This is a genomic window from Clostridium sp. BIOML-A1 (assembly GCF_009874105.1).
Lineage (GTDB): Bacteria > Bacillota > Clostridia > Lachnospirales > Lachnospiraceae > Coprococcus.
On record NZ_WWTL01000003.1, the window covers coordinates 207,598 to 232,086 of the forward strand.

At 41.4% G+C, this 24,489-nt stretch carries 21 protein-coding genes; 19 read left to right on the plus strand and 2 right to left on the minus strand.

The window, feature by feature from the left end:
* The first annotated feature begins 238 nt into the window (after nucleotides 1–238).
* The 8 genes from GT641_RS03740 to GT641_RS03775 all read left to right on the plus strand — a co-directional run bounded on the left by GT641_RS03740 (nucleotide 239) and on the right by GT641_RS03775 (nucleotide 8,947).
* On the plus strand, nucleotides 239–1,303 hold the full coding sequence (locus GT641_RS03740; protein ID WP_119962567.1) for a DUF4118 domain-containing protein: 1,065 nt from the start codon (nucleotides 239–241) through the stop codon (nucleotides 1,301–1,303).
* Nucleotides 1,296–2,000 carry a response regulator transcription factor gene (locus GT641_RS03745; RefSeq protein WP_008402338.1) on the plus strand — a complete coding sequence of 235 codons (705 nt, stop codon included), beginning with the start codon at nucleotides 1,296–1,298 and terminating at the stop codon, nucleotides 1,998–2,000. The genes GT641_RS03740 and GT641_RS03745 overlap by 8 nt, the downstream gene beginning before the upstream one ends.
* Before the next feature lie 454 nt (nucleotides 2,001–2,454).
* Nucleotides 2,455–2,919: a MarR family transcriptional regulator gene (locus tag GT641_RS03750; protein WP_008402340.1), complete on the plus strand. Its 465-nt coding sequence runs from the start codon at nucleotides 2,455–2,457 to the stop codon at nucleotides 2,917–2,919.
* Nucleotides 2,920–2,936: 17 nt separating this feature from the next.
* Complete coding sequence (locus GT641_RS03755; RefSeq protein ID WP_161116847.1) at nucleotides 2,937–4,688, plus strand: ABC transporter ATP-binding protein; 1,752 nt, start codon at nucleotides 2,937–2,939, stop codon at nucleotides 4,686–4,688.
* A gap of 13 nt (nucleotides 4,689–4,701) precedes the next feature.
* The gene (locus GT641_RS03760; protein WP_161116866.1) at nucleotides 4,702–6,606 is read left to right on the plus strand and encodes an ABC transporter ATP-binding protein; all 1,905 of its coding nucleotides are present in this window, start codon (nucleotides 4,702–4,704) and stop codon (nucleotides 6,604–6,606) included.
* Nucleotides 6,607–7,254: 648 nt separating this feature from the next.
* Nucleotides 7,255–7,875 carry a GDSL-type esterase/lipase family protein gene (locus GT641_RS03765; RefSeq protein WP_161116848.1) on the plus strand — a complete coding sequence of 207 codons (621 nt, stop codon included), beginning with the start codon at nucleotides 7,255–7,257 and terminating at the stop codon, nucleotides 7,873–7,875.
* Nucleotides 7,876–7,902: 27 nt separating this feature from the next.
* A complete protein-coding gene (locus GT641_RS03770; protein ID WP_161116849.1) occupies nucleotides 7,903–8,643 on the plus strand; it encodes an AzlC family ABC transporter permease in 741 nt (246 codons plus the stop codon).
* Nucleotides 8,636–8,947 (plus strand): AzlD domain-containing protein, encoded by a 312-nt coding sequence (locus GT641_RS03775; protein WP_161116850.1) that lies wholly within the window; start codon nucleotides 8,636–8,638, stop codon nucleotides 8,945–8,947. The genes GT641_RS03770 and GT641_RS03775 overlap by 8 nt, the downstream gene beginning before the upstream one ends.
* Before the next feature lie 218 nt (nucleotides 8,948–9,165).
* On the opposite strand, the gene GT641_RS03780 is transcribed toward GT641_RS03775, so the two are convergent.
* Nucleotides 9,166–10,224 (minus strand): PD-(D/E)XK nuclease family transposase, encoded by a 1,059-nt coding sequence (locus tag GT641_RS03780; RefSeq protein ID WP_161116851.1) that lies wholly within the window; start codon nucleotides 10,222–10,224, stop codon nucleotides 9,166–9,168.
* A gap of 662 nt (nucleotides 10,225–10,886) precedes the next feature.
* Between GT641_RS03780 and GT641_RS03785 the strand changes: the two genes are divergently transcribed.
* Nucleotides 10,887–12,257, plus strand: coding sequence for a hypothetical protein (locus GT641_RS03785; RefSeq protein WP_161116852.1), 1,371 nt, complete (start codon nucleotides 10,887–10,889; stop codon nucleotides 12,255–12,257).
* A gap of 462 nt (nucleotides 12,258–12,719) precedes the next feature.
* Here GT641_RS03785 and GT641_RS03790 read toward each other — a convergent pair whose 3' ends face one another.
* Complete coding sequence (locus tag GT641_RS03790) at nucleotides 12,720–13,463, minus strand: AraC family transcriptional regulator (RefSeq protein ID WP_161116853.1); 744 nt, start codon at nucleotides 13,461–13,463, stop codon at nucleotides 12,720–12,722.
* A gap of 233 nt (nucleotides 13,464–13,696) precedes the next feature.
* Here GT641_RS03790 and GT641_RS03795 point away from each other — a divergent pair, with 233 nt between their 5' ends.
* The 10 genes from GT641_RS03795 to GT641_RS03840 all read left to right on the plus strand — a co-directional run bounded on the left by GT641_RS03795 (nucleotide 13,697) and on the right by GT641_RS03840 (nucleotide 24,095).
* Entirely contained in the window at nucleotides 13,697–14,728 is a 1,032-nt protein-coding gene (locus tag GT641_RS03795; protein ID WP_044945127.1) for a cellulase family glycosylhydrolase, read from the plus strand.
* Nucleotides 14,729–15,088: 360 nt separating this feature from the next.
* Complete coding sequence (locus tag GT641_RS03800; protein WP_008401032.1) at nucleotides 15,089–15,508, plus strand: hypothetical protein; 420 nt, start codon at nucleotides 15,089–15,091, stop codon at nucleotides 15,506–15,508.
* 2 nt (nucleotides 15,509–15,510) lie between these two features.
* Entirely contained in the window at nucleotides 15,511–16,488 is a 978-nt protein-coding gene (locus tag GT641_RS03805) for a hypothetical protein (RefSeq protein ID WP_119962574.1), read from the plus strand.
* A 115-nt stretch (nucleotides 16,489–16,603) separates the two neighbouring features.
* Nucleotides 16,604–17,560 (plus strand): diadenylate cyclase CdaA, encoded by a 957-nt coding sequence (gene cdaA, locus GT641_RS03810; RefSeq protein ID WP_192919792.1) that lies wholly within the window; start codon nucleotides 16,604–16,606, stop codon nucleotides 17,558–17,560.
* On the plus strand, nucleotides 17,550–18,779 hold the full coding sequence (locus GT641_RS03815) for a CdaR family protein (protein ID WP_119962576.1): 1,230 nt from the start codon (nucleotides 17,550–17,552) through the stop codon (nucleotides 18,777–18,779). Before cdaA ends, GT641_RS03815 begins: the two co-directional genes overlap by 11 nt.
* An 87-nt stretch (nucleotides 18,780–18,866) precedes the next feature.
* Complete coding sequence (locus GT641_RS03820) at nucleotides 18,867–19,592, plus strand: NAD-dependent protein deacylase (protein ID WP_192919793.1); 726 nt, start codon at nucleotides 18,867–18,869, stop codon at nucleotides 19,590–19,592.
* Nucleotides 19,593–19,622: 30 nt separating this feature from the next.
* Complete coding sequence (locus tag GT641_RS03825) at nucleotides 19,623–20,459, plus strand: transketolase (protein WP_044945130.1); 837 nt, start codon at nucleotides 19,623–19,625, stop codon at nucleotides 20,457–20,459.
* Nucleotides 20,447–21,385, plus strand: a complete 939-nt coding sequence (locus tag GT641_RS03830) for a transketolase family protein (protein ID WP_119962578.1) — start codon at nucleotides 20,447–20,449, stop codon at nucleotides 21,383–21,385. The genes GT641_RS03825 and GT641_RS03830 overlap by 13 nt, the downstream gene beginning before the upstream one ends.
* An 873-nt stretch (nucleotides 21,386–22,258) precedes the next feature.
* Nucleotides 22,259–22,780 carry a MarR family winged helix-turn-helix transcriptional regulator gene (locus tag GT641_RS03835; protein ID WP_008401039.1) on the plus strand — a complete coding sequence of 174 codons (522 nt, stop codon included), beginning with the start codon at nucleotides 22,259–22,261 and terminating at the stop codon, nucleotides 22,778–22,780.
* Complete coding sequence (locus tag GT641_RS03840) at nucleotides 22,758–24,095, plus strand: citrate/2-methylcitrate synthase (protein WP_342413212.1); 1,338 nt, start codon at nucleotides 22,758–22,760, stop codon at nucleotides 24,093–24,095. The genes GT641_RS03835 and GT641_RS03840 overlap by 23 nt, the downstream gene beginning before the upstream one ends.
* Nucleotides 24,096–24,489 lie beyond the last annotated feature (394 nt).

Genomic DNA, 24,489 nt, shown 5'->3' on the forward strand with positions numbered 1-24,489 from the left:
TATGGTTGCAAAATATGAAAAGCATACATTGGAACGGATGAAGGAAGATTTGATAGTTGTACCGAGAAACGCAGGTATCAGGTCTTCTTTTTTTAGCCTTTTACCATGCCTTAACCGTAAAACGTGCTACAATATATATTGTGACAGTTTAGAATATGCATATATAATAATGCTTGTCAAAATTGATTGAAATGGATACGATTGTTATAACAGATTACAAAAAGATACAGCGGAGAAAATGATGAACAGATTCCTGAATTTTACAAAGAATTTTTTAATTACGGCAGCGATATTGGTATGTGGATTTTTGTTGTCCCTGTTTATGCAGAAGGAGTGGGGAAATCAGACTTTGATACCCTCTATTTTTCTGTTGGATGTATTTCTGGTATCCGTTGTCACAGATGGTTTCTTATATGGTGCGGTCGCATCTGTCATCAGCATTCTGGCGGTAAATTATGCATTTACATTTCCTTATTTTAAGATTAATTTTACGATTCCGGAAAATATGATCTCTGCCGTTATCATGATAGCTATTGCAGTTATTACCTGCGGATTTACAAATAAGCTGAAGAGTCAGGAACAGTTAAAGGCAGAGAGTGAGCAGGAGAAGATGCGGGCAAACCTGCTCCGATCCGTATCCCATGATTTTCGGACACCGCTTACAACGATTTATGGTGCAAGCTCTGCAATGTTAGATGACAAGAATGAATTTACGGAGGAGCAGAAGAAAAGTATGCTTCGCGGAATCAAACAGGATGCGCAATGGCTGTCACGAATGGTTGAGAATATGTTATCGATTACCAGACTGGATGGAAAAAATGTTAAGATCATTAAGATCCCGATCGCGCTGGATGAGCTGTTAGATTCTGTCCTGGTTAAGTTCAATAAACGGTATGAAGATCAGAATGTTGAGATTGACATTCCGGATGAACTGATCATGATTCCGATGGATGCGATCTTAGTCGAGCAGTTGATCCTGAATCTATTAGAAAATGCAGTTCAGCATGCAGAGGGAATGAGTAAGCTTGGGCTTCGTGTATATACGAGTGGGCATTTTGCAGTATTTGAGATCCGGGACAACGGATGTGGTATTCCGGTTGACAAGGTAAAGGATATATTTGCAGGGAAGCTGGTTTATGGTGAATCAGGACTTGACAGCAGTAAGAAAAATGCAGGGATCGGATTGTCGGTATGTACCACGATCGTAAAAGCCCATGGTGGTGAGATCTCTGCGGAGAATCTGCAGGATGGCGGTGCTGTTGTGCGGTTTACATTGGATATGGAGGAAACTGAGAATGATTAATAACAGATATAAGATATTGATAATTGAAGACGAAGAACATATTAATAATCTGATCAGTGCGCTGATGGAAGCAAATGGATATCAGGCTGTTTCCGCATATTCCTGTCGGGGGGGACAGATGATGTTTGCATCCCATCGTCCTGATCTGGTCATTCTGGATCTGGGATTGCCGGATCGGGATGGAATGACATTTTTAAGGGAAGTGCGGCAATCATCATTTACACCGATCATCGTTTTATCGGCACGTTCTGATGAGAGGGATAAAGTAGAGGCACTCAATGAGGGTGCAAATGATTATGTAACCAAGCCATTCAGTTCAAATGAACTGGTAGCAAGGGTACGTTCAGCACTCCGTATCGCTACGCATCGGGCAGAGGACGGATTGCGGCCGGGTGGAAGGTTCGAGGTTGGAGAGTTGGTTATCAATTATGATGCAAGACTGGTTACGATTGCCGGAAATGAAGTGAAGCTGACACAGACAGAATATAATATTGTAGCGTTGTTATCCGAGCATGCAGGTAAGATGCTGACCTACAGTTTTATCATCAACGAGATCTGGGGATATAATGATTCGGGAAGCCGGAAGAAGCTGCAGGTGAATATGGCGAATATCCGAAAGAAGTTCGGTGCAGTTCCCGGTAAGGAGAATTACATAACGAATGAATTAGGGGTCGGATACCGGATGTGTGATTCATAGAAAAGGGCCTTGAAACTCTACAGCGTTCTGTCGCGGAGATGGCTCTTGTTATAAATAACGTGCTGCGATTTCTGTTCACTGCATATGCCTGATTCGTAAATACTCCTGTGCTAACTCGCGTTCGGTTGAGCGGAGCACTCGTATTTACCGGCAATGTGCAGTTCACAACGAAATCTCGCAGTGTTATTTTATAACAAGAGCAGCCATCAGAGGCAGAGTGCTGTAGAGTTTTTTGTATAATTAGATAATTGACTATAAGAGAAAGATTTTATGTTTTTTTAATATAAAATACAGGAAGTGGTGTTGACACATTCTTTTTTTTGAACTAAAATGTAGCGTGCTACACATGAAGAAAGATGTATAGTATGTATAAGATATGCAAGCTATATAACATTAAATGTAAGAGCATTTTCCGGAAATTATACATAGCTGTAAATAAAAGAAAGGAACCGTAATGGAACAGGAAAAGGATATGGATGCAGATCGAAAGCTGCCGTGTGGTCCGGAGAAGGACATCGGTTATTATATTAAGCGGATCAATGATAAGCTGAAGGCCGGATTTGACGCATATTTATGTGACGTGGATCTGACCAGTTCACAGGCAAGAGTGATTGAATATGTGTACTGGAATGGTGGAATGGTGACACAGAAGGAGATCGAGGTATTTCTGGATGTAGCGCATCCGACAGTTGTCGGCATCGTGAACCGTCTGGAAAAGAAAGGTTATCTGAACTGCCATCTGGATGAGAATAACAAACGAAATAAGATGGTATGCAGCACTTGTGAAGCTGAAAAACTGCTCAATAAAATGTATGAAGGCAGGAGAGCTGCGGAACAGAGACTGCTTCATTCTTTTTCAGAGAATGAGGTGGCGCAGGCGAAAAAGCTACTTGAAAAATTATATGAAAATATCAGATAAAGAAAGAAGGAGGACGTATGATCAGAAAATTATTAAAAAGTTTGCGGGAATATAAGAAGCCGACACTGCTTACGATATTCTGTGCAGCAATTGAAGTAGTATTTGAGATTTTAATTCCACTTTGTATGTCTGATCTGTTGGATTTTGGTATCGAAGGTGGGAAGATGAGTATTGTCGTAAAGGATGGAACATGGCTGATTGTGCTTGCAGCCTTACAGCTTTTAACAGGTGTGCTTGCAGCAGTTCTCGGTGCGAAAGCGTCAGCAGGATTTTCCGCAAATCTGCGACAGGATATCTATGATAATGTCCAGACATTTTCATTTTCTAACATAGATAAGTTTTCCACTTCATCTATCGTAACAAGACTGACCACTGATGTAACGAATATTCAGAACGCATATCAGATGATCATTCGTATCGCAGTCAGAGGCCCGATCATGTTGATCTTTTCCGTGATCGTTTCCTTTACGATCAATGCAAAGCTGGCATGGATATTCCTGATCGTTATTCCGTTTATGGGATTCGGTCTGATATTTATAGCAGCCAAGGTACACCCGATCTTCGAACGGGTATTCCACAAATATGATGGATTAAACAATATCGTTCAGGAAAACGTAAAGGGAATGCGGGTTGTCAAATCCTTTAATTCCCAGGAAGCCGAAATCGGCAAATTCAAACATGCATCAGGCGACATCTATAAGAATTTTGTAAAGGCAGAGAGGATACTGGCATTTAACTCACCTTTGATGCAGTTCTTCATGTATGGCTGTATGATCGCGATTTCATGGATCGGTGCAAAAGCCATCGTGGCAAGTGGAAATAACGAAGCACTCGGACTTACGACCGGTAAGCTGACTGCACTTATCACATATGCGATGCAGATATTGATGGCACTTATGATGTTATCGATGGTATTTGTCATGATCGTGATATCCAGATCTTCAACGGAACGTATCGTTGAGGTGCTTGAGGAGACCACCACGATACAGAATCCGGAGAATCCGGTTGAGACAGTTGCAGATGGTTCGATTGTCTATGACCATGTGGATTTCTCTTACAGCAAGCGTGCAGATAAGAAAGTTATTGACGGAGCAGATCTTAAGATCCGATCCGGTGAGACCATTGGTATTATCGGTGGAACCGGTTCATCAAAGTCTTCCTTTGTCCAGTTGATCCCTCGTCTGTATGATGTGACAGGCGGAACCCTTATGGTCGGCGGTGTGGATGTCCGCAAATATGATCTGCAGGTGCTTCGTGATGCGGTTGCAATGGTTCTTCAGAAGAATGAACTGTTTTCGGGAACGATAAAAGAGAACCTCCGTTGGGGAAATGAACAGGCAACGGATGAAGAAGTAAAAGAAGCCTGCCGTCTTGCCTGTGCGGATGAATTCGTTCAGGCGATGCCGGATGGATATGATACCTACATCGAGCAGGGTGGAACAAATGTCTCCGGCGGACAGAAGCAGCGTCTTTGTATTGCGCGAGCACTCCTTAAGAAACCGAAGATATTGATCCTCGATGATTCGACCAGTGCGGTTGATACGAAGACCGATGCGATGATCCAGAAAGCATTTGCCGAATATCTGCCTGACACGACCAAGATCATCATTGCGCAGAGAATTTCCTCTGTCCGGCATGCAGATAAGATCGTGGTTTTGGATGATGGTAAGATCATGGATGTAGGTACACATGAAGAATTGATCGTAAAGAGTCCGATCTACAGAGAAGTATATGAATCACAGCAGAAGGGAGGCGGTCAGGATGAGTAAACAGAAGAAACAGATGAACGCACCCGACAGAGAGCAGGGCAGCAGGATCAATAAAGATACAGCCAAACGGCTGCTGTCCTATATCGGAGCATATAAGAAGACGCTGGTTGTTGTATTTATCTGCATTATCTTAAGTGCACTTGCAAGTGTAGCGTCGGCAATGTTTATCGAGATACTGATCGATGATTATATCACACCGATCCTTGCAATGGATCATCCGGTCTATACCGGGCTGATCAAGGCACTTTTCATGGTCGGTATTATCTACCTGATCGGTGTATTTTCTACATGGTTTTATAACTACCTGATGGTAGGAATCGCACAGGGAACTCTGAAAACCATACGAGATGAGATGTTTGAGAAGATGCAGAGCCTGCCGATCCGTTATTTTGATACGCATACACACGGAGATGTCATGAGCTGCTATACCAACGATACCGATACGCTCCGCCAGATGATCGCACAGTCCCTTTCACAGATGATCTCATCGATCTGTATGGTTGTTGCGGTATTCTGCTGTATGCTATATCAGAGTATTTATCTGACACTGATCGTTGTCGTGATGCTGTTCTTCATCATGAAGCTGGTGAAGGTCATCGGTGGCAAGAGCGGATTTTATTTTATAAAACAGCAGCAGACGCTTGGTGCGTTAGATGGATATATTGAGGAAATGGTCAATGGTCAAAAGGTTGTTAAGGTGTTCTGCCATGAAGAAAAAGCCAGAGAAGATTTCCGGAAGAAGAATCAGGAATGGCAGCAGGCAGCAGCCGGTGCAAATGGTTATGCAAGCGGAATGATGCCGATGATGAATGCACTTGGTTATGTGCAGTATGTAGTCGTAGCGGTTGTTGGTGCATGGCTTGCGATCTCCGGTGCAACAAATCTGACGCTGGTCGGAACGAATACAGCCACCCTTGGTATGATCGCATCCTTCCTCACGTTGTCGAAGAACTTTACCAATCCGATCTCGCAGCTTTCGAATCAGTTCAATGCGATCGTAACGGCGCTTGCAGGCGCGGAACGTATCTTTAAGCTGATCGATGAAGAACCGGAGGTGGATAATGGTTATGTAACACTTGCAAATGTCAAAGAGGAAAATGGTGAGCTGGTGGAAGTGAAAGAACGAACCGGAATCTGGGCATGGAAGCATCCGCATGAGGATGGCAGTCTTACTTACCAGAAATTAGAGGGCGATATCGTTCTGGATCATGTGGATTTCAGCTACAATCCGGACAAACAGATCCTGCGTGATGTGACGCTCTATGCGAAACCGGGTCAGAAGATCGCATTTGTAGGTGCGACCGGAGCAGGAAAAACGACGATCACCAATCTGATCAATCGTTTCTATGATATAGACGATGGTAAGATCCGGTACGACGGAATCAATATTAATAAGATCCGCAAGAAGGATCTGCGGGCATCTCTCGGTATCGTATTACAGGAAGTCAATCTGTTTACCGGAACGGTTATGGAGAACCTGAAATATGGAAATCCAAATGCCACGGATGAGGAATGTATCGCAGCCGCCAAGCTTGCAAATGCGCATAACTTCATTATGATGCTGCCAAATGGTTATGACACGGTGCTTGCCGGAGATGGAAGCGGATTGTCACAGGGACAGCGGCAGTTGATCTCGATCGCAAGAGCAGCCGTATCCAATCCGCCGGTTATGATACTGGATGAAGCAACCTCATCGATTGATACGAGAACGGAGGCAATGGTTCAGCAGGGCATGGATCGGCTGATGGAAGGCAGAACCGTATTTGTCATTGCACATCGTTTGTCTACAGTTAAGAATTCGGATGTTATCATGGTACTGGATCATGGCGCGATCATTGAACGTGGTACACATGAGGATCTGATCGCAAAGAAAGGAACTTATTACCAGCTTTATACCGGAGCATTTGAATTGGAGTAAATTATAGTAAAAACTCTACTGTTACCTGCCTCTGGTGGCTGCTCTTATTATAAATAACGTGCTGCGATTTCTGTTCACTGCACATGCCTGATTCGTAAATACTCCTGTGCTAACTCGCCTTCGGCTGAGCGGAGCACTTAGTGAAGACGAGCGTTAGCGCGAAGTCTGAGGTTAGTGTAGCTTACGCTGATCTGGCAACAACGAAATCTCGCAATATTATTTTATAATAAGCATAATACCCAGCCCTAGGAAGCAGTAGAGTTTTTTGCTATTTTTAGGCAGGCGGTAAATGGTAGATAGCGTATTGATTATAGCATGACTAGGTTTGCTATAAGAGAAAGTTATAACGAATTTTAATATTTATGTATTGTATTTTAGTTGGAATTTGTTATATAATTCATACATTCCAAATAGGAATAGTAAGATAATGATGCGCAGAAACAAAAATTGTATTAAGTTTGAACACTTCGGATTACCAAGACAGAGGCATTTGAGTCCGCCGGTCCTTAGGTGGCGCTGTAAGCGGCAGCTTAGTACCGTTGCAGGACGAAACGAGCGGAAGCGTCCTCTGATTGGTAATGCCGAAAGTGTTCAAACATGATGATATTACGTTACGGCATTAGTAAAATATAAGAAGGAGGAAATGCCATGCGACAGGTATTATGCTTTGGTGATTCAAACACATATGGTTATGTGCCGGGAACGGCAGAACGCTATGACTGGGATACCAGATGGACCGGAATCGTAGGAACCGGACTGATGGAAAAGGGATATATTGTACAGGAGGAAGGGCTGTGTGGCAGAACTACAGTATTTGACGATCCGCTTCGTCCGGGCAGATGTGGCAGTGAACTCCTTCCGATCATATTAGAAACCCATAAGCCGGAAGATCTGATCATTTTAATGCTTGGAACAAATGACTGTAAGACATTTTATGGTGCAACGGCAGGTAGCATCGGACTGGGTATCCGTAAACTTGTGCGACAGATCCGGGATGGTGCGCCATCAGCGAAGATCCTTCTGATGTCACCGATCGCACTGGGCGAGAAGGTCTGGGATGGATTTGATACGGAATTTGGAAAAAATTCTGTACAGGTGTCCAAAGAGTTGCCGGAGATTTACCGGCAGATCGCAGAGGAAGAAGGACTTTATTATCTGGCGGCTTCTGATTATGCCGTACCATCGGAACGGGATCAGGAGCACATGGATGAAGAAGGGCATAAGGCACTGGCAGAAGCGGTACTGGAAAAGATTTCAGAGATATTGTAATGTGAGTTAGGAGTACAGAGAAAAATTATGACTGGGGAGACTGTAGACAGAAAAGAAGTATTAAAACAGGCATTTGTGAAGGCTCTGCCAATCACAGGAAGTTATCTCTTTGTCAGTATGGCATACGGACTTACGATGCAAGAAGCAGGACTTTCCTTGTTCTGGTCGTTGTTTACCAGCCTGACGGTATATACCGGCGCATTTCAGTTTGTGCTGGTAACATTCTTAAGCAGTGGGGCATCGATTCTCACAATCGCACTTACTGCGTTGTTTATGAATAGCAGGCAGTTCTTTTATGGGCTGACATTTGTTGAAGATTTCAAGAAAATGGGTAGGCGTTATCCATATATGGTTCACACAATGACGGATGAGACATATGCCGTCAACTGTTCCATGCTGTCTTCTGAGGTGATAAGAGATCGTAACGCAGAAAAGGCAAATGACCGGAAACGTAGATTTGATATTATGTTTTATGTGGCATTATTCAGTCGTATATCCTGGATGGTGGGCGCTGTGCTTGGCGGCATACTCGGTCAGATCCTTCCGGTGAAATTAGAGGGAATCGATTTCTGTATGACAGCGTTATTTATTACGATCGCGATCAATCAATGGAGAAGTGTGAAAGTGCATTTGCCGGCACTTGCCGGGTTTATCGGAGGTGTGCTGTTGCTTTTGTTAATAGGAAAAGATTATTTCCTTCTTCCAACTTTGATTCTGGTATCAGGTCTGTTGCTGATCTGTGAAAGAAAGGTGGAAGCTCGTGAATGATCGATATGTATTGATCTGTATTCTTGTGTCGGCGGCAGCTACTTTATTTATGCGGGCACTCCCATTTACCATTCTTGGAAAAAGAAAACAAATCCCTGAGAAAATCCGGTATCTCGGACGAATCCTTCCGGCAGCCATCATGGCGGTGCTGATCGTGTACTGCCTGAAGGAAGTACCGACCGGATTCTTAAGCGGCGGCTATAAGAAGTTGATCGCAGCCGCAGTTTGTGTCGTTCTTCATGTGTGGAAAAAGAATACATTTGTCAGCATCATAGGCAGTACGGTTGTGTATATGTTATTATGAGTAATGACACCGTAAAAAAGGCTGTCGCACCAATCACTTAGTGCGGCAGTCCTTTTTTGTAGTATCCGTTGTAATGAAATTACTTTGTTTTATACGATCACATTGTTGACAGCCCCTCTATTTTGTGATGGGGTTATCTATTCTAAGAATATGTCAATGAATAAGCATTATAGCGGGGGATTATTATGTAAAAATAATTATGTTAATGAACTTGCGCATTAGTGTTCTAGCGCAGCAAGTTTTGCCTGTAATGCAGCAATTTCGGCATCCTTCTCGGACAAAGCAGCATCTTTTTCAGATAAAGCAGCGTCCTTCTCAGATATTGTGGCATCTTTTTCTTCCAATGTTTTCTTCATCTGTTCAATCATATAATTAACAGTATTTTCATCTGCTTTTGCTAAGGCTTGTGAATACATACCGATAACCTCCTTTGGACGATATAAGTATTCGGACATATCCCGACAGATCTTTTCCATCCAGGGATAGTCGGATATTAGTGTAGCAAGGTCATTTATAGAATCAGCTGTTAGCAGAGCTAACCATGCATTAAGTGCATTCTTTTCTTTAGCATACTTGTTATTTTTAAATACGTCAAGGGCGACAACATAGTATTCCTGCAAAAGATGAAGATCAATGCCTGTGTTAAAAATTGTTTTTCCATGATGTATAAAAATATCAGAAGATTTGCATTCGGGTGGACTGTCTTCAAACATGACGATTGTGTATACAGTCTTGATATCGTGATAGGTGAATTGATCTCCTTTTTCTCCCTTGACTCGTGTATATTGACGGAGAAGAAGATCGGACGAATAACAAGACATGCGCTCGCCAGAAAATGCATAATGTATTTTCTGGATCTCTACATTTGCAATAGAGCCATCTTCCAACTGTACGATGATATCCATAATTAATAATGGTGAAGTTGGCAGTAAACGATTTTCCTGCGATAGAACGCTTTGAACTGTAACGTTAATTCCTATGATGCTACTAAGCAAATGAGATAGTCGTCCGGGATAGACATCAGGGTTAAACAGTGCTTTAAAGAATGGATCATAGGTTAAAGGAAGAGATTTATTTCCTTCCATAAATTCTTCAAATCTATTTCGCCATTCATTGTTCAAATCCAGATATTTGCTAAAGGTATTGACATCTTTTTGTAAATCTTTTAAAAAGTCATCTTTTTTCCGAGCTGGGAAAATTTGACGGATATCTACTGACGCGGATTTGCGTGCCGTGGTAGGTGTAATATTATTGCTATCTTCGTTGGGATTATACATTGATTATTCCTCTTAATTTCCGGTACCTGATTTGTCGACAAGACCACCATATCAGAAATAAAAGAGAAAAGTTCATAAATGTAATAAATGGTACTGTTTGATGTAACTTTTGGTAAGTGGATGATTATAACGACTATAAAGGAATAAATTAAAAATCCCTTCTGGTTAGATAAAACGTAAACCAGAAGGTGTAATTAAAGGACTTAGTTTATTATAGTTCACAGAGCTTTGGATTGTCAATTCTAGAATGGTTAGGATTTGGTTAAGAAATATAAATACAATATCGGCAATTAAGAGAAATGAAATAACATGTGGTTAAATTTTCCACATGTGGGAAATTGTTAGATGAAGCTAACGGATAAGGACGATGACAAAATGAATGACAAGTAAAATCCACATGGTACATTCTTACCTTAATAAGTCGTAAAACGCATCAATGGGGGAGCGGATTCCAGAACTTGGAATTTAATAAAAAATTTAGGCAGATCAAGAATGACGAATGGTGTCCGACAGAACAGGATGTATACGCAATTTACAAGCGAATATGTTGCCCTTTAAATTTTCAGAATAACTAAACACCGCCATTGTTTTCTGAGAATTATTGTGCTACATTTTTATTAGTGGTATTATTATACGCATAAAGTGAGAAAGGGGTTAAACGAATGAAGAGAATAAAGAAATTATTAAGTCTGCTGATTACATTTACATTGATTTTCACAATGTCAGGGGTGGTATATGCTGCCGCAGATGATACAGCAACAATTTCAGCATATGAAAAGACGGATAAGAAAGTGGCAGAACTTTCAGCAGCTACTTGTACGATCAAAAAAAATGACAATAAGTATTATTACAAAAATGCATCCGGAAAAACAGATAAAAAGACCGGGTGGAAGAAAAATCAGAACGGGAAGTATGTATATTATGTCGGCTCAAAGGGATATGTAACCGAGAAGATTTCCGGTGGATATTGGTATCATTTTTCCGGCAAGAAATTCGTAAAAAAATCACTTTCTTCCTATAAGAATAAAACCAAAACAATCGGGAAGAAGATTTTTTTTGTTAATTCAAAAGGAAAGATTGTACTGAAATCCGGTTGGAAAAAGGTGTCAGGGGTTTATACTTATTATGTTTCCGGAACCGGTACGGCATCTGTAAAGCTGACGGGAAAGAAATATTATAAGGTGTCAAGAGAATCTTGGAAAGCGCAGAGTCTTGCAAAACATAAGAATGACCGGGTAAAGATCCACGGAAAATATTTTTATGTAGATAAGAACGGATCAATGATTAAGACTGCCAAGACAGTAAAATCCGGTAATTACAAGTTCACGATCAAGGCGGATGGAACATGTACAAAAACAAAGATTGAAACAAAAACTCCTGATAATTCCAATAGTGGAAAATCAGACAATACAGGTAAAAATAATAACGGTAAGACAGATGATACAATTCCGGCACACACGCATCAGTGGTCGCCTTTGGCAGAAGATCATACCATGTTAAAAGATACGAACTATGTAAAGCATGATGCAGTTGTTGAAAATGTATATAAAGAAGTTACGCCAGAACAGAAAAAAGAAATCTACACAACTACAAGCGTGTATGTATGCTTGACATGTGTTTGGAAAAAGAAACCGAAGGAAGGAGAGCCGTGGGTAGATCTGGACGGGGATGGTAAGTGGACCGCACAGGTGGAAGGTAGAGAATACTTTAAGTATTTTTATTATTCAGACATTAATGGATTAACGGAGCATAGGAATAATTATCCATCTCATGGACAATCTACTGTTACAAATGTCCACCTTGGTACTACCATTATTCCGGCCGAATATGGCTACGTTCCAACCACAATCACCCCAGAATGGTCCGAGTGGGATGAACACCGGAGATGTACGGTGTGCGGCGAGGAAATGACCGAACATGCAGTCAGAGTTGGATTTAAAACAACTTACACTCCAGATAAAAGTGGAGATTTGGTAAACATATATGGAAATAAGTATGCCTCAGTTACGGCAGGCGTTTCGTATGAGGACTAATTATTGACACTATTATATTAATATTGTACTGTTAATACAGTTTTGATTCCTTTTTACGGCACCGAACCTAGTTCTCTGAAATAAAAAAGGAAAATAATCTGAAAATAATAATAACAACCAAGGTGAAGAATTTGAATTCTTCACCTTGATTATATTTTATGGGAAAATAGATAAAAAGTAATTTTGTATTCATCAAACCAAATAAATACCTTTATTAAATACGGAATAGGCAGGAAAGTGTGTGGTGGAGTAATAAAGAAAACCTCATGGTAATTTAAAACTCAATCTGTAAATTCTCACCGAGGTGTAACAGGAAAACCAGAAAAGTGGGGGAAGAAATAAAGGAAAAAATTTGGGCCGGCCGTCGCAGTTCCCGCCTTGTGTGGGGGCTGCGACCAAAATTAATTTACATAATACGCAATGCGATCAGCAAGAAAGATGGAGAGAGGTGTTGCTGTTGTATTAGAACGCATCGCTTCGATCATTTGACAGACCGCCCATCTGTTTGCGGTAAGCATTCGGTGTCAGACCATATTCTTTTTTAAAACAATTTACAAAATGACTGCAGGACGCAAAATACAGAAATGAACTGATTTCTGTACAGCTTGCCTGGCTGTTTAACAGCATGTAGCGGGCCGCCCTGCATTTTTCTTTTATGATATATTGTGAGAGACTGCAGTTCATATCTTTTTTGAACAGACGGGTCAGATAGTCCGGGTGGAGCTTCACTGCATCGGCGACATCCGATACCCGGATCGGTTCTGCGATATGGCTGTTAATGTAGGAGACGACCTGCATGACATGATAAGACAGTCCGGGACTGTTATGAAGCTCGTGCATGGCAAGTACAAAATCCTTCACAACAGCCCCTTTTCGCGGATCCAGTTGTTCCGGTGTCAGACATGCATCGATCTTTCGGATATGCATATCACTTAAAGTATAGGCCTGTTCCGGATCCAACCCGGCTTCGATACAGAAACGTGTGATCATGGCAGTCAGAATGACCAGGTGGTATTTTTTGTTCTGCAGTGGGGATGAAGACAGCTTTCCCATGCCTTCCATGGTATCTGCATTCATATTTAGTTTCAGTAGCTCCATATCCCCATTTGCGATCCGCCGGTAAAATGAATACTCTGCCTCCATCGGCAGGTGATAAGACTGTTCCTCTTGCTGCGTTAATAACAGTTTCTGTAATTCTTTATTCATGGAAATACTCCTTTCATATAATATACAGCTATAAAAAATATTTGCATACAAGCAGTACTTTTTCAAATGAACGGATTGTACATCACCCAAAATACAATCAGAACAATGAAGGTCAGCTATTTGATATAAAAATCGGATATGTTATATTCCATACATATGCATTTATAGTATCATAAATTCAGAAAATAACAATTACAATTTATTATTTGCTAAATGAAAAGGAGATCATGCATATGAAGACATGGAAAGGGTATCAGAAGGGTGTTAATCTGGGAGGCTGGTTTTCCCAGTGTGATTATTCCGAGGACAGATTCAATAATTTTATTACGGAAGATGATTTTAAAGAGCTTACAAGCTGGGGACTGGATCATCTCAGGCTGCCGGTGGATTATAATCTGGTAGAGACGGAAGACGGACAGTATAAGGAAGAAGGTTTTGCACGGATCAAACGCGCGCTGGAATTGGGACATAAATATGGTTTCAATATGATCCTTGATCTGCATAAGACCGCCGGTTATTCCTTTGATCCGGGAGAAAAACAGAGTGGATTTTTTGGAAATGAAGCTCTTCAGGAACGCTTCTACAGATTATGGGAAGAATTTGCAAAGCGCTTTGGCGGATATGGAGATAAAGTTGCATTTGAATTATTAAATGAAGTAGTAGATAAAGAAGATGGTGCCGTATGGGCAGAGATCGCACCAAAGTGTGTCGAACGTATCCGTGCATATGCACCGACAACTGATATTCTGATCGGTGGTTACTGGCATAACAGCGTGCAGGCAGTCAGAGATATTCCGATGCCGATGGATGAACATATCATATATAATTTCCACAGCTATGACCCTCTTCTTTTTACACATCAGGGCGCACAGTGGGTAGATGACATGCCGGCGGATTATCATATGGAATTCAAAGGCAGCATGGAAGATTTTTGTGCATATGCAAAAGCACACCTGCCTGCAAAGCTTGCCGGAACGCTGTCGATCCTTGATTATAAGGGAAATCTTGATTCAGCATATTTTGAAGATCTGTTTGCCGATGCGATCGCTGTTGCAAAGGAACGAAACGTAGCACTTTATTGCGGAGAATATGGCGTGATCGAAAACGCAGACCCGGCAAACACTGTATTATGGTATAAAGCCATCCATGAAGTATTTGTAAAATACGGTATCGGTCGTGCGGCATGGTCATACAAGGAGATGGACTTCGACCTTCGCGCTGACCGCCTGAAACCGGTATTTGCTGAACTCAAGAAATATTTTTAAGGCTGTTTATCCATATACCCGGGTAAGACAGATAGAGATGGTGGGTTGGTTGTGACATTTGCATAATTTCCGAATAGAAAGATCACATTGCCAGCGAATGCGGGTGCATGTCTGAGCCAGGAGGGCGAGTTTGCACAAGAGCATGAGCGGATCGAGCATGTGTGCCTTTCTCGGAAATGAAGCAAGTCTCAACCAACCCACCATCTCTGTCTGCCTTACCTGGACCATGGCATTCTTTTAATCAAGGCGTTAATTCTATTTAAGAAACTTTTTCCGGCGTATGCTTGCTTATTCTTTTCGTATGGATTATAATAACAAAAGCTGATTTTTATAGTTAGAAAAGAAGTAGGAGAAAACAAGATGGTAAACGAAGAAAAGGTCAGATTAATGACCAGACTTGCCATGTATGAACAATCAACGGGAAAAGAAGATCTGGAAAAAGGCAGATACTTCAAATCAGATTATGTAAAATATAATTGCCTGAAAACCTTAGTGTCTACAACGATCCTGTTTGTGATAGTTGTAGCGGCATATATTTATTATAACATGGGTAAGCTGATTACAGAGCTGGTAGATCTTGATCTGCTTGGTATGGCCTATAAGCTATTGATCGTATATGCACTTGTATGTATATTATTTATGGTTCTTGCATGGTTTCTATACTCCCATAGATACGCCAAGGCAAAACCTCATATTATAAGATACAATCAGGATCTTAAAAAACTGATCGCATTTTATGATAATGAGGATAAGACCAAAGGAAAGAAAAGGAGGAAGTAATCATGGCATCATTGCTGAGTTTTCGAGATGGTATAAAAAATTTCTGCAGTAAATATGATAAGATCGTGGTACCGGTGATCAGATTTGTGCTTGCACTGCTGATGTTTTGGTCGATCGTACATATAACAGGGGGACATAATGAGACAGCATCCAGCGGATTGATCATTTTCCTGTTATCGGTAGTATGTGCGTTTGTTCCGGATGGACTTGGATATGTATTTGGCGGAGTAATTGCATTTATGAATTATTTTTCCGCAAGCAAGGAGATCGGAATATCATTTATCATCATATTTATTGTGATGTATTGTCTGTATATCCGTTTCTTCCCGAAAACAACATGGATCATGATGTATGCTCCGCTGTTCTTTGTACTGAAGCTGCAGTATCTGCTTCCTGTTCTGGCAGGCATGATCGTTGGACCTACAGCGATCGTACCGATGGCATTCGGTGCAATATTTTATTATTTCTCACTGGATGCGGCAGGTTATCTGAAGGAACTGGAGAAATCAACAGATCCGGAAAATATGCTTGAAAGTTACAAATATATATTCCAGCATTTGATTGATAATAAGAATTTATTGCTCACAGTTGCAGTATTTGCAGTTGTGTTGGTGATCGTATATGTTATCTACCGGATGTCTGTAGAATATTCATGGTATGCGGCTATCATTGTCGGTGGTTTATTTGAAATTATTCTTTTCCTGATTGGAAATGTCGTTTTAGAGGCAAGTATTTCGGTTGGACAGATTTTGCTTGGTTCCGTATGTGCAGTGATCATCGGAGTGATCGTACAGTTCTTTAAAACAGTTGTGGATTATTCAAGAGTTGAGAATACACAGTTTGAAGACGACGAATATTACTACTATGTTAAAGCTGTTCCGAAGATCGTTATGGCAAAACAACAGAAAAGTGTAAGAAAGATCAACGCCTCATCACAGGACTCTATGGAGGACGATACGATTAGTGGTGTTACCAGATAATAGAAATTCCTGCATATGACCTGACTATATTGTCAGGTCATAACTGTATATGACAACAGATCACGGCTCAGGCTTTGCCTGACTTATAACAGCTTGTGGAAAGGAGAGATATCAAATGGATAAGCTTATGGCTTTTTTAAAGACCTATTTTGACTGGTTTTATATTACCAGACCGGATGTTAGTGATATTATTGAGATCCTGATACTCTCGTATGTCATCTATAAAATACTGCTTTGGTTTAAGAGCAGTCGTGCTTGGACGTTGTTAAAAGGTATTGTATTGATATTTTTATTTACCATGCTTGCATCTTTATTGCAGTTCAATACGATTCTGTATATTTTAAAAAATGTGTTCAGCATCGGTATTCTGGCGGTGATCATTCTGTTTCAGCCGGAGTTCCGTCGTGGACTTGAAACATTGGGACGAAAGAAGTTTTTTGACTACATCATGCACGAGGATACAGAAGAAAGAGGACTGTCTGATAAAACGATATACGAATTGATCAAGACCGTGACGGTTCTTTCTGCAAATCGGACAGGAGCCTTGATCGTAATTGAAGATAAGGTTGCTCTTGGCGAGTATATTGATACAGGAATTCCGATTGATGCGGTGGTTACCAACCAGTTGCTGCTTAACATATTTGAGCATAATACACCGCTCCATGACGGTGCGGTTATTCTTAGAAATAACAGAGTTATTGCGGCAACCTGTTATCTTCCGTTATCTGCAAATCTTTCTATTAATAAGGAACTGGGAACAAGACATCGTGCAGGGGTTGGTATCAGTGAGGTATCAGACAGCGTGACGCTTATCGTATCTGAGGAGACCGGTTCGATATCGATCGCAAAGGGCGGAGAACTGTATCGGAATCTGGATACAGAGAGTGTTCGTAAGCATCTGGAGCTTTTGAGTCAGGATGATGTAAAGAAGAAAGATGAACGTCGCCTGAAAGACAGTAAACGTAGACGTAAGAGTACAAAGAAAAGTACCGGGAAAAAGACGGACTCGAATAATATAAAAAACGGAAGGTCTTCTGACAACAGAAAGGAGGCTGACAGTGATGAAAGATAAATTATTCAGTAATTGGGGACTGAAACTTCTGTCATTGATCCTTGGATTTATCGTATGGGTGACTGTTTTGAATGTAGATGACTATTCAACTACACGGCAGATCAAAGATATACCGGTTACTTTGATAAATACAGATGCGATCACGGATAAGAATCAGTTGTACGATATTGTATCCGGTGAAACGGTAGACATAATTATAAAGGGCAGACGATCTGTTGTGAATTCGCTTGGGGCATCTGATTTTACTGCAGTTGCAGACATGTCAAAATTATCGATCACAAATGCTGTCAACATTACAGTAACAGCAAATTCTCCATCCGTTAATAATAACATCAGTATTACGATCGTAGATAATGTGCTTCAGGTTGAACTGGAGGAAGAACAGACAGCATCCCTTCCTGTAACGGTAACTACAAAAGGAGAGACTGCAAAGGGATACACAACAGGTGTTCCGGTATCTACACCAAATCTGATAACGGTTAAAGGTGCGGCAAGTGTGATCGAACGGATAGAAAAAGCAGAGGTGCAGGTGGATGTATCAGGACGATCATCTGATGTAACAGCAACATGCACACCGATCTTCTATGATGCGAATGGTGAAGAGATATCCGGTAAGAAGCTGGAAAGCAAGGCCACGGGAATCTTGGTAACTGTACCGGTGTATAAGACGAAAAAGGTAGCTGTCAAGATTGAGACAACAGGTGTCCCGGCGGAGAACTACAAAGTTGTCAATGTAGAATATGTTCCAAGTGAGATTACGGTCGGCGGTCCTGCAGATGTGTTACAGAATCTGACAGAGATAAAGATAGATGACATTGATGTAGCCGGATGTAATGAGGATCTTGAAAGTACGATTGAGGTTGCAAAATATCTGCCTGAAGGCGTTGTACTTGCTGATGAGAATACAAGTATCAGTGTGCGTGTCACGATTGAGCGGAATATCAGCAGAACGATGACGGTATCGGCAGAAGACATTACGATCAATAATAAAATGACCGATTATGATTACTCGATTCAGTTCCCGGAGGGGAATACGGTTGTGATATCCGGTCTGTCAGATGAAGTGTCCAAGCTTACTGCGAAGGACTTAAAGATTATAGTTGATGCAGAGACATTGTCCGTGGGAACAAATACTGTTGAGCTGTCGATAGAAGACAGCGATACATATACGATCGAGAGTACTTGTAAGGTAACGATTGAGGTTACGGCTATGCCATGATACGGTAATAACAGGCAATAGTAAAACGCTGGATCAGGCAGTTTCGCTATTGCCTGTTTATATATTATGCAGAAGGGAGATTGATATATGGAACAGGTGAATGAGAAAATAGCAAGGTTAAAAAAAATTGTTGAAGAATCCGAACGTATGGTTTTCTTTGGTGGGGCAGGTGTTTCTACAGAGAGTGGAATTCCGGATTTTCGAAGTGTAGACGGACTCTACAACCAGAAATACAAATATCCGCCGGAAACGATCATCAGCCATAGCTTCTATATGCGTGATCCTGAAGAGTTTTACCGGTTTTATAAAGATAAAATGATTTATCGGGATGCAAAACCGAATACGGCACATAAAAAACTTGCCGAACTGGAAGCACAGGGCAAGCTTGCAGCGATCGTAACACAGAATATTGATGGTCTGCATCAGATGGCAGGAAGTAAGAATGTGATCGAGTTGCATGGCTCTATTCACAGAAATTATTGTACAAAATGTCACAAATTCTACGATCTGGATTATATTATTCAATCAGATGGTGTGCCAAAATGCAGTTGTGGTGGAATAATTAAGCCGGATGTAGTATTATATGAAGAGGGTCTGAACAATGACGATATCGAGAATGCAATCCGGTATATTTCGGAAGCAGATACATTGATCATTGGCGGAACTTCATTGGTTGTTTATCCTGCCGCCGGATTGGTTCGGTATTTCAGGGGAAAACATCTGGTAGTTATTAATATGTCACCGACACAGACGGACGGTCAGGCAGATCTTCTGATCGCTGACAAGATCGGAAAAGTGCTGGGACAATTATAAAAATGAAAATAAAACGAAATGGAGAAAGACATGAACAAACTAGACCTTCAAAAAAAGGCTGTTGACATCCGTAAAGGAATTATTTCCTCCGTACATTCTGCAAAAGCAGGACATCCGGGCGGATCACTTTCGGCAGCAGACATTTTTACTTATCTTTATTTTGAGGAATTACATGTAGATCCGAAGAATCCAAAGGATGAGAACAGAGATCGTTTTGTATTATCCAAAGGACATACAGCACCGGGTTACTATTCAGCCCTTGCTGAGAGAGGATTTTTTCCGGTTGAGGATCTTCTGACTCTGCGTCATATCGGTTCTTATTTACAGGGACACCCGGATATGAAGCATATTCCTGGTGTGGACATGTCATCCGGTTCTCTCGGACAGGGACTTTCCGCAGCAGTCGGTATGGCACTGGCAGCGAAGATGTCCGGTAAGGAATACAGAACCTACTGTCTGTGTGGAGACGGAGAGATCCAGGAGGGACAGATCTGGGAGGCTGCTATGTTTGCAGGTCACAGAAAGCTGGATAACCTTTTAGTGATCGTAGATAATAATAACCTTCAGATCGACGGAACCGTTGAGGATGTATGTTCCCCATATCCGATCGATAAGAAGTTTGAAGCATTTAATTTCCATGTAATTAATATCGACGGAAATGATTTTGATCAGATCGATGCAGCATTCAAGGAAGCAAAGGCAACCAAGGGAATGCCGACAGCGATCATCGCCCATACCGTAAAAGGTAAGGGAGTATCCTTCATGGAGAACAATGTGGGATGGCATGGTAAAGCTCCGAATGACGAGGAGTATGCGATTGCAATGGAAGAACTGGAAAAGGCAGGTGACGTGTTATGTCAGAAGTAAAGAAGATCGCAACAAGAGACAGCTATGGTAATGCATTGGTTGAGCTTGGAAAAGAACATGAGAACCTGATCGTACTGGATGCAGACCTTGCAGCAGCAACAAAGACAGGAATCTTCAAGAAAGCATTTCCGGAACGCCATGTAGACTGTGGTATCGCAGAATGTAATATGGCAGGCATCGCAGCCGGAATGTCAACCTGTGGATATGTGCCGTTTATGAGCTCCTTTGCGATGTTTGCGGCAGGCAGAGCCTTTGAACAGGTGAGAAACAGTATCGGATACCCACATCTAAATGTAAAGATCGGAGCGACCCATGCAGGTATCTCCGTAGGAGAAGACGGAGCGACCCACCAGTGTAATGAAGATCTTGCCCTGATGAGAGAGATCCCTGGCATGGTGGTTATCAATCCATGTGATGATGTAGAAGCAAGAGCAGCCGTAAAGGCAGCATATGAATATGTAGGACCTGTCTATATGAGATTTGGAAGACTGGCAGTACCGGTCATCAATGATGAGACAACCTACAAGTTTGAGATCGGCAAGGGCGTAGAATTACGTCCTGGAAAGGATATCACGATCATAGCAACCGGACTTCCGGTATCTGAGAGCTTAGAAGCTGCGAAGCTGCTGGCAGAGGACGGTATCGATGCACAGGTGATCAATATCCACACGATCAAACCGCTTGACGAGGAACTTGTCGTAAAGGCAGCACAGGCAACCGGCAGAGTGTTCACGGTAGAGGAGCATTCGATCATCGGTGGACTCGGCTCAGCGGTTATGGAATGTCTGGCAGAGAAGAATCCGGTTAAGGTAACAAGAATCGGTGTTCGCGATACCTTCGGTGAGTCCGGCCCGGCAAAAGACCTGCTTCATAAGTATGAACTCGATGCAGAGGGCATTTATAAGCAGATTAAAGCAGCATTATAAAATTTCATAAGATTCTTCCGGGAGTCTTTGAAACAAAATAAAAGACAGTATTATATATTATTCCGCAAGACACTTTCGTTCTATCCTCATGTAACGGTACTAAGCTCCCGCCTGTCAGCGGATCGCTAAGGACCGACATTCGGACAGGCTTGCTTCATAATATTAATACTGTCTTTCATTTTGCTTAAAGTACCGATGGCAGATTTAACTTGTAAAATTTTTATAACGCTGCTTTTTATAGATAGAGGGTATGGCGGCAGACAGGGCAATAAAATGAGATACACATATGTAGAGTATAGATAATATTGAGCTGCCCATTAATGAATAAAATGGATGAGAGATATACTATTATGGAGTAAGCCTTATCCGAGGCCGGTACTTAAGTTGCGTCTTTTGCAACTTTATGTACCGCTGCACGAGGATACGAGCGGAAGCGTCTTACGGAATAATATGTATATTCTTATTCATTTTTAATTCATTAAGGGCAGCTACGTGCAAATAAAACTATATATGTGTATCTTACATGGATTCCTGTCTGCCGCCATCCCTCTCTATCATAATTCTAAAATCTTCGGCGCAGTTCTTAAATAAGGATAAAGTCGGTTGACAGAAGCCGGAAGTTTCATTTATCATATCAAGTAGAGTATATCTAAATCTATTATTTCAATAAAATCTTTTCATTCATTGTTCCGTTCATGTTTGGAACAGATACGAAAAATCTATAAAAAGATCAGGAAATAAAACTACATAGGGACAGAGAATTGACAGATCAAAGGGACACTTATACTTATTGTTGTGTACAATCCAGTGAAACAATATGCGTTGGAGCGATAACAGGGGCTTTTATATGTGTACCGGAAAGGGAGGTTGTTTATGCAGGAACAGAAAGTCGAACAGGAAATTGATATCACGAAATTATCGAATGAATTTACCTACAGAAAATACATGATGAGCAGGGACTCCGTACGGCATTTATTTTCTAAATTAAGTGTTGCGGAATATGTCGCACTGCAAAGTATAGAGGCGATCAGCGGAGATTCCGCTATTTATGGAGGAAAGGCATATCTGACCGATCTATCGGTACGTATGCAGATGAGTATCCGTAAGACATCAAAGGCAGTCCGGGATCTCAGAGATCGCGGTTATGTCAAATGGTCACATGATGGAAATGGTACGGACGGAACTTATGTAACGATCACGGATGCCGGTGCGAAACAGCTTCATGAGCAGGAAACGATCATTAAGGACTTTTACGGAAATGTAATTAACAAATTCGGCAAAGAGAATATGATCAATCTGTTGATCCTGATGAAGGAGCTGGATACGGTTATGGAGAGTGAGATTGAAGAAATGCAGGTGGTGAAGAATGATGATGAGTCTGATGAAAATGAATGAGTATGTGGCAATACAGGAAAAGATATGCGAGAAAAATGATTATATCGCACCAAGATTATATGATGAATATGGAGTAAACCGCGGACTTCGCGATGACCGCGGAGTTGGTGTATTGACCGGTCTGACGAACATTTCAAAGATTGTATCCTCTAAGGTGCAGGATGGCAAGAAAGTACCTTGTGACGGAGAACTTTGGTACAGGGGTTATCGGGTGGAGAATCTGATCGGAAGCCTGGGAGAAGATGAACTGGGATTTGAAAAGGTGGCATATCTCTTGCTGATGGGTGAGCTGCCAAATGCAGAGGAACAGCATGAATTTGAGAAGATCATCGGTGGGCTTCGTACGCTGCCATCGAATTTTACAAGAGATGTTATCATGAAAGCGCCGACAGAGGATATCATGAATTCCATGACACGTAGTATCCTGACGCTTGCATCGTATGATAAGAATGCAAAGGACACCAGTGTGAATAATTCTCTGCGTCAGTGTATCCAGCTGATCAGCGAATTCCCGATGCTGGCTGTATATGGATATAATGCATATAATCACTATGTAAAGAATGACAGTATGTTCATCCATCGTCCGGCAAAGAATCTGTCAACGGCTGAGAATATTCTCATGCTGCTTCGTCCGGATAAGAAATATTCCAAGGTAGAGGCAAAGGTACTTGATACGGCACTGATCCTTCATATGGAGCATGGTGGTGGTAATAATTCAACCTTTACAACAAGAGTTGTTACGTCCTCCGGTTCTGATACCTATTCCACAATGGCGGCTGCTATGTCATCCTTAAAGGGACCAAAGCATGGTGGTGCCAATATCAAGGTTATGGAAATGATGGATAATATTCGCGAACATATAAAAGACTATGAAGATAAAGATGAGATAGAAGCATACTTAAGCAAGATACTGAACAAGGAAGCATTTGACAATAAGGGACTGATCTATGGTATGGGACATGCCGTATACTCCCTGTCAGATCCGAGAGAGCGAGTGTTCAAGGATTATGTCGTTAAGCTGGCTCATGAAAAGGGCAGGGAAAAAGATCTCAGGTTGTACGAGAACATAGAGGAGCTTGCCCCGGAGTTGATCGCAAAGCAGCGTAAGATCTTCAAAGGTGTAAGTCCAAATGTGGATTTCTACAGCGGATTTGTATATGATATGCTGGGAATCCCGATGGAGCTTTACACAGCGATGTTTGCAGTCGCACGTATCGTTGGATGGAGCGCACACAGGATCGAGGAGCTGATCACGAATAACCGGATCATGCGTCCGGCATATATGAGTATCATGGAGAAAAATCCCCAGATATAAACAATAGCCAAAAACAAAGCATAGTTTATAACATGAAAACAGACAGTTTATAAGGCCCGTTGAGGTTCTTATAAACTGTCTGTTTTTATGTATGGATCGTTGTATCAGTTATAAAATAAATCAGATAATACAGAAGAAAATTTACAGAAGGAAATATATAGAAGGAAATATACAGAAGGAATCCGCATAAACATATATTTTACATAAATAGAAAAGCAACGGATCACATATACTTAGAAAGAAATGTAAAATTTCCAGATGCTTTTCAGGGGTTATCAGAAAGAACCGGAAATAAGGGAAATTATTTTGGGGATGCCGGTAATACATTGAAAATAAATGATTTTACCATGATTTTACAAAGAATTTTCAAATGCTTGATAGCGACAAAAATCGG